At 57.2% G+C, this 13,108-nt stretch carries 6 protein-coding genes; all 6 read left to right on the top strand.

The window, feature by feature from the left end; genetic code table 11:
* Window positions 1–26: 26 nt before the first annotated feature.
* The 6 genes from EPD60_RS00110 (at window position 27) to EPD60_RS00135 (ending at window position 13,100) form a co-directional block, all read left to right on the top strand.
* A complete protein-coding gene (locus tag EPD60_RS00110) occupies window positions 27–2,417 on the top strand; it encodes a glycoside hydrolase family 3 N-terminal domain-containing protein (protein ID WP_131445409.1) in 2,391 nt (796 codons plus the stop codon).
* Window positions 2,418–2,632: 215 nt separating this feature from the next.
* Window positions 2,633–5,782, top strand: a complete 3,150-nt coding sequence (locus EPD60_RS00115; RefSeq protein ID WP_131445412.1) for a SusC/RagA family TonB-linked outer membrane protein — start codon at window positions 2,633–2,635, stop codon at window positions 5,780–5,782.
* A 13-nt stretch (window positions 5,783–5,795) separates the two neighbouring features.
* On the top strand, window positions 5,796–7,385 hold the full coding sequence (locus tag EPD60_RS00120; protein WP_131445415.1) for a RagB/SusD family nutrient uptake outer membrane protein: 1,590 nt from the start codon (window positions 5,796–5,798) through the stop codon (window positions 7,383–7,385).
* A 32-nt stretch (window positions 7,386–7,417) separates the two neighbouring features.
* A complete protein-coding gene (locus EPD60_RS00125) occupies window positions 7,418–8,242 on the top strand; it encodes a hypothetical protein (RefSeq protein ID WP_131445418.1) in 825 nt (274 codons plus the stop codon).
* Window positions 8,243–8,424: 182 nt separating this feature from the next.
* Window positions 8,425–10,644 (top strand): glycosyl hydrolase family 95 catalytic domain-containing protein, encoded by a 2,220-nt coding sequence (locus tag EPD60_RS00130; protein WP_131445421.1) that lies wholly within the window; start codon window positions 8,425–8,427, stop codon window positions 10,642–10,644.
* A 2-nt stretch (window positions 10,645–10,646) separates the two neighbouring features.
* Window positions 10,647–13,100, top strand: a complete 2,454-nt coding sequence (locus tag EPD60_RS00135; RefSeq protein WP_131445424.1) for a glycoside hydrolase family 2 protein — start codon at window positions 10,647–10,649, stop codon at window positions 13,098–13,100.
* The last annotated feature ends 8 nt before the right edge of the window (window positions 13,101–13,108 follow it).

A 13,108-nucleotide genomic window follows, 5' to 3' on the forward strand; every position in this document is an offset into this window, starting at 1 on the left:
CTTCCCTTGTTACAAATGCCCTTGCTATGCGAAAAAGACTACTGCTCGCTGTTCCCTTTTCTTTGATGACAATGGCCGCCATGGCCCAGAAAGACATTTACCGGAAGGGGTGGATTGACTTCAATAAAAACGGCACCCGTGACGTGTATGAAGACCCGGCACAGCCCATCGACCGTCGTGTCGCAGACCTGCTGGCACAAATGACGCTGGAGGAAAAGACCTGCCAGCTGGCCACGCTTTACGGATACGGGCGCGTGCTGAAGGACGAACTGCCGACACCCGCCTGGAAGAACGAGATCTGGAAGGACGGCATCGCCAATATCGACGAGCACCTGAGCAGCCAGAAAGAAAAGACCGCCCATTCCTACCCGTTCCGGAAGCACGGGGAGGCGATCAATACGGTGCAGCGCTGGTTTGTGGAGGAAACGCGCCTCGGCATTCCCGTTGACTTTACCAATGAAGGCATTCATGGCCTTACCCATGAAAAAGCAACACCATTACCTGCGCCGATCTCCATTGGTGCTACCTGGAACCGCGCCCTGGTACGCCAGGCCGGCGAAACCGTGGGCCGCGAAGCCCGCGCCCTGGGTTATACCAACATCTATGCACCGATCCTGGATGCGGCGCGCGATCAGCGCTGGGGACGCGTAGTGGAATGCTATGGCGAAGATCCCTTTCTCATTGCCGAACTCGGCAAGCAAATGTGCCTGGGCATCCAGAGCCAGGGTGTTGCCTCCACGCTGAAGCACTTTGCAGTATACAGCGTGCCCAAAGGCGGGCGCGACGGCCAGGCGCGCACCGACCCGCACGTGGCGCCCCGCGAGCTGCACCAGTTGTACCTGTACCCGTTTCGCCGCGTAATCTGGGAGGCAAAGCCCCTGGGCGTGATGAGCAGCTACAATGACTGGGACGGCATGCCCGTAACCGGAAGTCCCTATTTTCTGACAGAGCTCCTGCGGAAGCAATACGGCTTTAACGGCTACGTGGTTTCCGACAGCCGCGCCGTGGAGTTCCTGCATGAAAAGCATCATGTTGCGGCAGACTTCAAGGATGGCATCCGCCAGGCCGTGGAAGCAGGGTTGAACGTGTACACCAATTTCCGGATGCCGCAGGTATTCATAGAGCCCCTGCGCGAGCTGGTGCGTGAAGGCCGCCTTTCCATGGCCCGCCTCGACGAGCGGGTAGGCGAGGTGCTCCGTGTGAAATTCCAGCTGGGGCTCTTTGACCGGCCTTATGTTGCCGATCCGAAAGAAGCCGACCGCACGGTACACGGCGCCGCCGGCGATTCGCTCGAGGCCCGGTTGAACCGCGAATCCCTGGTGCTCCTGAAAAACGCGGATGGACTGCTTCCGCTGGATAAAGCACGCTACCGCCGCATCCTGGTAACGGGGCCGCTGGCCAACGACGCCAGCTACTCCGTAAGCCGCTATGGTCCCAATAATAATCCCATTATCCCGGTGCTGGAAGGCGTGCGCTCGGTGGCGGGAAGCGGTACATCGGTCACCTATGAAATGGGCTGCACGGTAACCAATGCCGGCTGGCCCGAAACGGAGATCATTCCAACCCCGCTTTCTCAAGGCGAGCAGGATAGCATTGCCCGTGCCGTAGCTGCCGGCAAGGATGCCGACCTGATCATCGCGGTGCTGGGTGAAGACGAGCGAACAGTAGGGGAGAGCCTCTCCCGCACCTCGCTCGACCTGCCGGGCCGCCAGCAACAGCTGCTCGAGGCGCTCTATGCTACGGGTAAGCCCGTGGTGCTGGTACTTGTGAACGGGCAACCCCTCACCATCAACTGGGCGAACCGGTTTGTACCGGCCATCCTGCAGGCGGGATTTACCGGTCCTTCGGGCGGCAGGGCGGTGGCAGAAGCGCTTTTCGGGGATTATAATCCCGGAGGCAAGCTCACCATGACCTGGCCCAAGACAGTGGGGCAGATCGAGCTCAATTTTCCTTACAAACCCGGATCGCACGCCGGCCAGTCGGTCAGTGCCGACCCGAACGGCTATGGAAAGACCCATGTGAACGGCCCCTTATATCCCTTCGCCTATGGACTTAGCTATACCACTTTCGGCTATTCCAATCTTAAGGTGCGGCAAATAGCGCCCGGAAGCGAGTCCGATATCGAGGTTTTCGTGGATGTCGCCAATACCGGTAAGCGTGCCGGCGACGAAGTGGTGCAGTTGTACCTGAAAGACCTGGTCAGCAGCGTAACGACCTATGAGCTTCAATTGCGTGGGTTTGAACGCGTGCGTCTTCAGCCGGGTGAAACAAAACAGGTGCGCTTCGTGCTGCATCCCGACGACCTGGCCCTGCTGGATAAGGATATGAACTGGCGGGTGGAGCCCGGGACCTTTGAAGTGCAGGTGGGAAGTTCTTCGGTCGACATCCGGCAGAAGCAACGATTCGAGATCAGGTAGCCGCGAAGCAGCCTTGCCGGGGCACTTCAGGACTTATTAAGCTATTTATTCCTTGCGTCCGCATCAGTTGTTTCCAGCAATGTTAAAATAGCTTAACACTTTGACAATTCCCGGAATCACATCGCCGTTTTTAGGATGTTACTTGCATACACTTGCTAACCTCCCTGTCTGCATACTAACTGCTTTCATTAATCATTTCAAATACGGATTGCTATATGGAAAGACTACGTGTCAACCTTGCGCCGGCAAAGCGCATTAAATGCTGGCTGGCCTTTTTTGTCCTCTTACTGCTAACCGGGTCTGTTTCGGCCCAGAGTCTCCAGGTCGGGGGCACGGTTCGTGATTCGAAGGGCAATCGCCTTCCCGGAATTTCTGTGACGGTTAAAGGCTCCAATGGGGGCAGCACCACCGACTCGCTGGGTGCATTCTCCGTTGCCGTTCCTTCCACGAACTCTGTACTGGTCTTCTCCGGCGTTGGCCTGGTTGACAAGGAGCAGGTTGTCGGCGACCGGCGCCTGCTGAATGTGACACTGACAGAAAAGCCCAACAACCTCGACGAAGTGGTGGTGATCGGTTACGGCCAGACCGTGCGCAAGCGCGATATCGGCGGCTCGATCGCTTCCGTGAGCAACAAGCAGATCCAGGAGCGCCAGCCGATCAACCTGTTTGACGCATTACAGGGACAGGCTGCCGGCGTACTGGTAATGAATGACAACGGCGAGCCGGGCGCACAGGGCTCTATCCAGATCCGTGGCGCCAATACTTTCAGCGCGGACGGTAATTCCCCGCTCTATGTTGTTGACGGGGTGATCACCGACAACGCAGCCGCCATCAATCCTAATGATATCGAGCGCGTGGAAATCCTGAAGGACGCGGCTTCCGCATCCATCTATGGTGCCCGTTCTGCAGCTGGTGTTATCCTGATCACCACCAAGCGTGGTAAGGAAGGAAAAGCCCGTCTCGACGTGCAGTACTCCAAAGTATTTGGCTGGCTGGCGCATAAGCTGCCGGCGGCAAATGCCTCCGAACTGCGCTACTACCGCAAAATTCAGAACGGTAACCTGAACGGAACAAGCGGCTCCTTTACCGATTCGCTCAATCCTTCGTTCAACTCGGATAACGACTACCAGGACCTCCTTCTTGGCAATACCGGCAACCGCGATGACATCAAGATGAGCATCAGCGGTGCGCAGAAGACCCTGAATTACTACGCGAGCATGAACTTCATCAACGACCGGGGTATTGCGCTCAATACCTGGAACAAGTCGGTCCAGTCGCGTATCAATACGGAGTTCCAGGCCTCGCCGAAATTCAAGTACACCACCAACTTGTCTTTCTATTGGTCCTTCGGCAACTTCACCAGCATCAACAATTCGCTAAAGCCCGTTTTTGACCGTCCCTCTTACCTACGGGTGTACAACCCGGATGGCAGCCTGACCAGTTACCTCAACTCAAAGCGTAACCCGGTTGCCAATGCGCTCATGGAAGACAATACCCGTGAAACCTTCAAGGCGCAGATGAACCACCAGATCGACTTCCAGATCTACAAAGACCTTAAGTTCACTACGGCGTTCAACGCCCAGCTGACGAACTTCCAGGGCTTCTATTTCATGCCCCGTTTTCTGGATGACAACGGCAATGAGAATATCGGCCGCAACGATCTGAACAAGAGCTTTGACTGGATGCTTCAGTCCTACCTGAACTACAACAGGAAGTTCGGCAGCCACAGCATTGTGGGTCTTTTGGGTGTATCGAAAGAGCGCGAAAAAGACGATCTCTTACACATGGAAGGAGAAGACTTCGTCATCGAGACCGCACACTATGTGAAGGGCGCCTTTATCAGCAACCTTACCAAGCAGAACGCAACCGCCGCAACCGTATCGACAGCTTCCGCTTTCGGACGCCTTATCTACAGCTTCCGCGACAAATACATCGTCCAGGGCAACTTCCGCCGCGATGCCACCTCGCGTTTCGCAGATGAGAGCCGCGTCGGTAACTTCTACTCCGGCTCACTGGCCTGGCGCTTTTCGTCCGAGCGCTTCATGGACTGGGCCGGCAACTACCTCACCGATGGCAAGCTGCGTGCAAGCTGGGGACAGCTCGGTAACGACCGCGTAGGAAACTACGATTACCTCCAGATCATGACGCAGGGTGCGAACAGCTACAACGGTGTGGCCGGCGCCTCGCTCAGCGGTACCCTTGGCAACCGCGACCTGAGATGGGAAGCCACCGAGCAGAAGAACCTCGGGCTGGATCTTTCCTTCCTGAAAGGACGCGTCAGCCTGACTGCAGACTACTACGTCAAGACCACCCATGACCTGCTTTACAACAAAGCGCTGCCTTTTGAAGTGGGCTACAGCGGCGGTACGAAGGTGAACATCGGTACGATCGAAACCCGCGGCCTTGAATTCCAGCTCATGTCAACCCCGGTAGCTACCCGCAACTTCACCTGGAACCTGAATGGCAATATCGCTTTCGAGCGTGGCCGTATCAAGAGCCTGGGCGGCGGACAGCCTTTCATCACCGGCAAATGGTATATTGAAGAAGGTGGCCGTCTGGGTAACTTCTATGGCTGGACCAACCTGGGTGTATATCCCACAGACGCACACAATGCATACGACCAGAACGGAAACAAGCTGACCCCGGTGGGACTGACGATCGTGCAAGGATCGACTCCCCGTAATTCTACTGTTACCGTGCAGGGTTACGAGCTGAACGGCAAGCCCTACACCGACAGCATTTACCGCAAACGCGGCAATGGCCTTGTGCTCCTGGGCGGCGATACCGAGTGGGAAGACCTCAACAACGATGGTGTGATCGACGATAAAGACCGTCATATCATCGGCAACGCGCAGCCCGATTTTTACCTGGGTGTGATCAACACGTTCACCTACAAGCAGTGGAGCCTCAACGTAATCGTGAATGCCACCATTGGCGGCAAGGTGTTCAACAGCTTTAAGCAGGGTCTTACGAACAACAGCTCCTCCAACGGACCGGCCCTGCCCGAGGCTATTTACGGTGCCTGGGTTCGTCAGGGACAGGAAGGTGCCGTTTATCCCTATTTCCCCGATAAGGATACCCGCGGCAGCCAGCGTGGCAGCGGCAACAGCTACTTCCTGGAAGATGGCTCCTTCATCCGCCTGTCGAGCGCCCGCCTGACCTACCGCTTCAAGGCAGCAACCGCCAAGAAGGCTTTCCTGAATAATGCCAGCCTGTATGTATATGGCATCAACCTGCTCACCTGGACCAACTACTCCGGCTACGATCCTGAGTTCAGCTCCGGCAACGCGCTTCAGCTCGGTGACGATAACGGCCGTTATCCGAAGCGCCGCGAACTCGGCCTCGGTTTAAACATTCAACTCTAAAACAACGATTGCAATGAAGAAAATACTTGCTTTTACCAGCTTTGTGCTATTGCTGACACTCGGTGCCTGCAAGAAGCTTGTGGATGAGAAACCGCTTTCCGACGGCACACTCGAACAGTTCTTCCGCAACAAATACGATGCGGATGCGGCCATGGCTGGTATGTACGGCGCTTTCCAGACAACCATGATCGGGGAATCGCAGTTCAATAACCGGATCACCTACTGGGGCGATGCACGTTCGGACAATATGATGAACAGCACGCCGAACAACAACTCAAACGAGATCCATTTCAACAGCCTCACTCCGAACAACACGTTCGCCGACTGGGGCCCGCTCTACACGGTCATCGGACGTGCGAACCTCAACATCGCGAAGTTCCCGGAGATCAATAATTACGCGGGCGCCAGCGAGCGTATCTCCGAAACTACGCTGAAAAGCTACCTCGCCCAGTGCTACGCTATGCGTGCGATGTGCTACTTCTACATCCTGCGCGTATGGGGTGATGCACCGATCTGGACAACTCCTTATCTGAGTCTCACCGAAAATGCTGCGCGCCCCCGTGCTCCGAAAACCGAAGTGCGCGCCCAGATCATCGCCGACCTGCAGCAGGCTTACGACCTTACGGCAAAGGGAGCTACTTCCACCACCTGGTATATTGGCGAAGGTGCTATCGCCGCGATGATGGCGGACGTATACATGTGGCGCAGTCATGATGAGGCGATCCAGCCCGATTATCCCAACGCCATAATCTGGTTCAAGAACCTGTTCAAGGCGAAAGGCCCTACCGGCCGCACCTATAATGCTTCCGGTACCACCACTACCGGCTCCGGTGGCACCAGTGCCGACATTGCTGCGACTGCCGACTGGAAGTCGATCTTTACCAACCCGGCTGCCAATATCGAAACTATCTGGACCATTCACTGGAACGTAAACGCCAATGGCTGCCCCTGTATGATGGGTGTTTCCAGCACGGTGAACAATACGCCCATGCGCACGGAGAAATCACTCTACACCGGAACCTCCTCCTGGCTGCGCGCCGGCCTCGATATCCGTGCCAAGCAAAGCATCGACTCGGCCAAGAGCGACAACTTCGACCGCGTGTTGAAGTGGTACGGTCCCTCCGGTTATACCAACGCCAAATCCACCTACCTCACACGTGCCCAGTCGGATGCCGTGGTTGGTACCGATAAGCCTGTTTACGTGCCGGTGTACCGCTTGTCCGACATGTTCCTGCTGTATGCGGAGGCACTCAACAAAACAGGTGACGCTGCCAACGCATTACGTTACCTCAACCTGGTGCACCAGCGCGCAACACTGCCGGCATATACAGCGGCACAGCTCACGACGCAAGACCAGATGGAGAATGCCATTCTTGACGAGCGTCGCTGGGAGCTGTTTGCAGAAGGAAAGCGCTGGTTTGACCTGACCCGTACCCATAAGGTACTCCAGGCAATGGACCAACTGTTAAAGGACCGTCAGCTTGCTGCCGGCGCCACCCAGATCGGCTGGGGAACCGACAAGCGTCGTTATGTGTGGCCCCTGCACCGCAACGTGCTGAATGCAAACCCCCTCCTCGTGCAAAATCCGCCTTACTCCGAATAAGGCGACCCCAATCATCTCTTAAGAACTTACGCATGAAAAAGACATTCCTTCCTTTCTTCTCTGCTATACTGATCGCCGCTGTTACCCTTTCGGGTTGCTACAAGCTGCAGAAGGACTACAAATACGAACCTTCCACGCTCGATCCCTCCATCAATATGTCGGCGAAGGATTTTCTGCTTACCCGTGGCGTAGCAGGCGCTGGTTCCGACTCCGTTTTCAAATGGATGCAGCTGGGCCTTGAATACGCCGAGATCGATCTCGCCGAGTTCGAGCGCCCCGGCCGGACCTTTATCTTTCTGCACAACAACGCTATCCGCGCTACTTCGGGCAGCGGTGCCACACTCAAGGTAAGCGGTGGCTTCTTCTTCGACTACCCGATCTATGTAAAAGATGCCCTGGGCAACCATATCAAGTCTTTGATCGACCCGACCGCCGACTCTGTCCGTCCGGCACTGACCTGGAGCGATTACCCGAAGCAGCTGGTAAAGAACTATTTCTCCTACCTGATCCTGCAGGGTGAATACTCCTTCGATAACCTGGGTGTCAACAATACTTCTGTTCCGACGCTGCTGGCGCCGGGTGCAACGGCTAACCCGAATGATTCCAAGCTCGGATGGGTAGTAACAAGGACGACACCGAATCCCGATGCCGCTTCTGCATCCATCATTGTCTTCAACCAGGCTACCGGCACCGGCTTCGATCCCGAAGGCAAGATCAACCTGAAGCTGATCAACAACCAGAACGCACCGATCAATGTGAACGACCGCACAGATGATCGCACCGCCGGATATATCGCAACCAACGGCAAGGTGCATGTGTACGACAAGACGGTTCACCCGTTCCGCTACAGCTACTAATTGCAGCGGGTTTTCGTACCATGCTTGATCATAGATCATTACTCGAAAGCCGGCTGTGACAAGCCGGCTTTCTTTAATTCAACCGGTACCGATCCGGTTAACCGAACACCATGCGGATTTACTTTATTGCACTGTTTTCTCTTCTCGTGGCGAGTGCCCGGGCCCAGGCAGATTCCGCTTTTATGGCAAAGCAGGACCTTCTCTTCGACTCGCTGACGGGCAAGTGGGAGCAGGGCGCCTTCCTGGGCAATGGCCTGCTCGGCGTAATGGTCTACCGGGAATCACCCAATGCCCTTCGGTTTGATCTCGGACGCACCGATGTGATCGACCATCGCGAAGGCATCAATCCTTCGATCGGCCGCGCCCGGCTGCCTATCGGCCGCTTCCTGCTGGAGACATCGGCGCCGATCACCGGAGTGCGTCTCCGACTCGATCTCTGGAATGCCGAACTCTCCGGAACACTCACAACAGCAAAGGGCACCATCCGCCTCCGCGCCCTGGTGGCCGCCACCCGCGATCTTATTTTGTTTGGTACGGAGACTTCCGGTGCCGAAACCGTGCGCTGGCAATGGAAGCCCGAGCCGGCCGTTAGTCCCTTCCTGACCCTTGGGCGCGACAGTGCCGGCAAGTACCCGCCCAACCCGCCTGCACAAAGCGGGCAATCTGAAGGAGCCAGCTATCACCTGCAGCCGCTGCTGGCCGGCGGAGGACATACAACCGCCTGGCGCAGCATAAGCGCCGGCAACTGGCAATGGAAGGCCGTCGCGCTCACCAATTCCCGCGAATTCAAAGGCTTTGGTGACCATGGTCAATCAAACGCGTTAGCACAGAACACAACAGGTGGCACCGATGCTTCGGTATCCAAAGCACTCATCGAACTCCGCAGCCTGCAACCAGCGGCGATCCGCTCCATCATAGATGCGCACCGCGCACACTGGCACCGGTTCTATGCCCGGAGCTTTATCTCTATACCGGACAAGCGACTGGAGAGCTTCTGGTGGATACAGCAATACAAGATGGGTGCCGCCACACGCCCCGGGGCGCTGCCCATCGACCTGATGGGTCCCTGGTACCGCATTACGCCGTGGCCGAAGTACTGGTGGAACCTCAATATCCAGCTTACCTATTACCCGTTCTTTTCCTCCAACCACGTGGCGCTGGTACAACCGCTCCTCGATATGGTAACGGGCAATATCGACAACCTTTCGCGCAATGCGCCGGCTCCCTACCAGCACAACTCCGCTGCGCTTGCACGCTCCGGGCCCTACGACATGGTATCACCCGTCCGGGTGACGAAGGGCAATGACAGCACCGGCAGCTCCGCTTCGATGGAACTGGGCAACCTCACCTGGCTCCTGCATGTCTGTTACCAGGCCTATGAGCACACGATGGATCACCGCATCCAGGCCAGCCTCTACCCGGTGCTTACACGCGCGGTCAACTACTACCGGAATATCGTGGAGAAAGGCCCCGACGGCCGCTATCACCTGCCTTATACCTATTCGCCCGAATACCCGAAAGGCATTACCCGCGACGCCAACTACGACCTATCCGTGCTGCGCTGGGGCCTGCGTACGCTCCTGGATGCCAACCGCACGCTCGGTTACCGCGACACGCTCGCCGGTGCCTGGAAGGACCTGCTCGATAACCTCACCGATTATCCGAAGGATCAATATGGTTTCCGCATCGGGCGCGATGCCGCATTTACCTTGTCGCACCGCCACTACTCGCACCTGCTGATGGTGTACCCGATCCACGATATCAGCTGGGACCGCCCGGGAGATCGTGACCTGATCCGCCGCTCACTGGAGCAGTGGAAGCGCAACGACGAGTCCTGGCGCGGCTATTCCTACACGGGTTCCGGCTCGATCCATGCCCTGATGGGCGAGGGCGATTCCACCTGGAAGCTGCTCAACGAGATGATGAAGGGCCGCTTTGCCATTCAGCCCAACACGATGTACCTGGAGGCAGGTCCCGTCATTGAAACACCGCTTTCGGCAGTGACGACCCTTAACGAGATGCTGCTGCAAAGCCATAACGGCATTATCCGCATTTTCCCGGCGCTGCCCGCGGCCTGGAGCGACGTGTCATTTGATAAGCTGCTGGCCCGCGGCGCCTTCGAGGTGAGCGCGGTGCGCCAGGGTGGCGTCACCCGCTTTGTCCGAATCCGCAGCCTCGCCGGCGGCCCCTGCCTGCTGCGCACCGGCTTTGCGGGACCTGTGAAAATGATCGGGCCTGGAACTGTAAAGCTGCAGCCCCGCGCGGATGGCCTGCTTTCCGTGTCGCTTAAAAAAGGACAGGAAGTGATTCTATATTCCGGCCAGCGACCCGCCAGCCTTTTGGCGCGCGGCGTCAACGGCGATGACCGAAACAATTACTGGGGCGTTCACCCTATGAAATAACTATGAGATCCTGTATTTTCTTTTTTCTGTTGCTTCTGTCCGGTATTGCCGGAAGAACGCAGCAAAGGACAAGGCTTAACGACGGCTGGCAATTTTTAAGGCAGGACCTGGGCGGCATCTGGGAGGCCGTGCGCCCCGTGAAGCAGGGCAACCCCGAGGATGTTCCGCTTTGGACACCGGTATCGCTGCCCCACTGCGTTAATGCTAAAGACGCCGTTGATCCGGATGTGAACTACTACCAAGGACCCGCCTGGTACCGCACCCAGCTTGCCGTTGCCAATCCCTATGCCGGAGGCCGCACGGTGCTGCATTTTGAGGGCGCCGGCCAGAAGACCGACGTCTATGTGTATACAACACGCGTAGGCAGCCACGTGGGCGGTTATGATGAATTCTCGGTCGATATCACCGACGCGGTGGCTGCTTTCCAGAAGACCGATGTTTTCCGGAAACAGTTCTACGGAAAAGTGCCCATCTCGATCCGCACCGACAACAGCCGCGATCTTGAGATGATGCCCTCTGACCTTTCGGACTTCAACGTCTATGGCGGCATCTACCGCTACCTCAACCTCGTTTACCTGCCTGCCGTGTCGGTAGATAAACTCTTTATCGATGCACGCGTAGACAGTACAGGCAAGTCGGCCACCCTTGATGTGCGCGGGCGTTTTTATGCGCCGGCCGGTACCACCGCAACAACGGTAACTGTAGCGCTTAAAGATCCGCAGGGGCGCGTGGTACAGCGCACCGAAGCCCGGCTGGCATCCCTTGCCGGAGACCAGCAGCTGGCCCGGTTCCGCGTCAAGGCACCGCGCCTCTGGCAGGTGTCCGACCCGGTGCGGTATACCGTGGTAGCTACCGTAAACGCAGGCGGCGCGCCGGCTGCCGACAGCCAGCGTGTGGGCTTCCGCAACTTCACTTTTGTGAAGAAAGGCCCCTTCCTGCTCAACGGAAAGCGCCTGCTGTTGCGCGGCACGCACCGGCATGAAGATCATGCGGGCGTAGCCGCCGCGATGACCGAAGAGCAAATGCGCCGCGAAATGATCATGATGAAAGAGATGGGTATCAACTTCATCCGCCTCGGTCACTACCAGCAGTCGCGCATCATCCTGGATCTCTGCGACAGCCTTGGCATTCTGGTGTGGGAAGAAATTCCCTGGTGCCGCGGCGGCCTTGGCGGTCGGGTATACCGGGAGCAAGGACGGCGCATGCTTACCAACATGATCGAGCAGCATTACAATCATCCTGCAGTGATCATCTGGGGGCTTGGCAACGAGAACGACTGGCCGGGCGACTTCACGACCTTCGACAAAGACAGCATCCGCGCTTACATGAGTGAGCTTAACGACCTCTCACACCGCCTCGACGGGGCACGCAAAACGGCCATCCGTCGCTGCGATTTCTGCAAGGACATTGTGGATGTGTATTCGCCCTCTATCTGGGCCGGATGGTATCGCGGTATTTATACCGAGTACAAGGATGTAACGAAAGCGGAATTCGATAAGGTGGATCATTTCCTGCACGTTGAATGGGGCGGTGACAGCCATGCAGGACGCCATTCGGAAAGCCCGGACAAGGCCCTGCAGCAGATCAAGGCGCAGGGTGCTGCCGACGAGCGTGCCGGTGATGCCTCCCTTTTTGGTGGCGCAGCACGGGTATCAAAGGATGGCGACTGGAGCGAATCCTATATCTGCAACCTTGTGGACTGGCACTTAAAAGAACAGGTAACGATGCCCTGGCTCACCGGCGCGGCCCAGTGGCCCTTCAAAGATTTTTCGACACCGGTGCGCCCCGACAACCCGATTCCTTACATGAACCAGAAAGGTGTGGTCGAGCGTGACCTCACAAAGAAAGAAGCCTATTACGTGTTCCAGTCATTCTGGACCGACAAGCCGATGGTGCATCTCTATGGCCATTCGATGCCGGTGCGCTGGGGAGATGAAGGTGAAGCCAAGATGATCAAGGTGTATTCAAACTGCCCCGAGGCCGAGCTGTTCCTGAACGGCAGGAGCCTGGGTGTGAAAAAGCGTAACTCGCAGGACTTTCCCGCTGCCGGCCTCCGCTGGAACGCCGTACTGCAGCCCGGTCGCAACGAGGTGCGCGTGCAGGCGCGCAATGGAAAGACAGTGGTGCAGGACAGCGTGAGTTTTGAATACCAGACGGCGAAGTGGGGTAAGCCTGCGCGCCTCGTACTTGAAAAGATCGGCGAGGAAGACGGTGTCGCAACCCTGCAGGCCCGCCTGCTCGATGATAAGAACGTGCTCTGCCTCGATGCCGCGCTGTGGATCCGCTTTGGTCTCACCGGCGATGGCCTCCTACTGGATGATCTCGGTACCTCCTCGGGCTCCCGCTACGTGCAGCTGTACAACGGGCGCGCCATCATCCGCGTGGACATGCGCAAGGGCCGCTCGGTTGCCAGTGCGCAGGTAGAAACGATTCCAACCGTATTCCTTAATCTTTGATCTATACC

It is taken from the genome of Flaviaestuariibacter flavus (assembly GCF_004337505.1).
GTDB classification, from domain to species: domain Bacteria; phylum Bacteroidota; class Bacteroidia; order Chitinophagales; family Chitinophagaceae; genus Flavisolibacter; species Flavisolibacter flavus.

Bases quoted from the DNA above. Each gene is read 5' to 3' on its own strand.
- EPD60_RS00110 (WP_131445409.1), top strand. From the start codon at position 27: ATGCGAAAAAGACTACTGCTCGCTGTTCCCTTTTCTTTGATGACAATG.
- EPD60_RS00115 (WP_131445412.1), top strand. From the start codon at position 2,633: ATGGAAAGACTACGTGTCAACCTTGCGCCGGCAAAGCGCATTAAATGC.
- EPD60_RS00120 (WP_131445415.1), top strand. From the start codon at position 5,796: ATGAAGAAAATACTTGCTTTTACCAGCTTTGTGCTATTGCTGACACTC.
- EPD60_RS00125 (WP_131445418.1), top strand. From the start codon at position 7,418: ATGAAAAAGACATTCCTTCCTTTCTTCTCTGCTATACTGATCGCCGCT.
- EPD60_RS00130 (WP_131445421.1), top strand. From the start codon at position 8,425: ATGGCAAAGCAGGACCTTCTCTTCGACTCGCTGACGGGCAAGTGGGAG.
- EPD60_RS00135 (WP_131445424.1), top strand. From the start codon at position 10,647: ATGAGATCCTGTATTTTCTTTTTTCTGTTGCTTCTGTCCGGTATTGCC.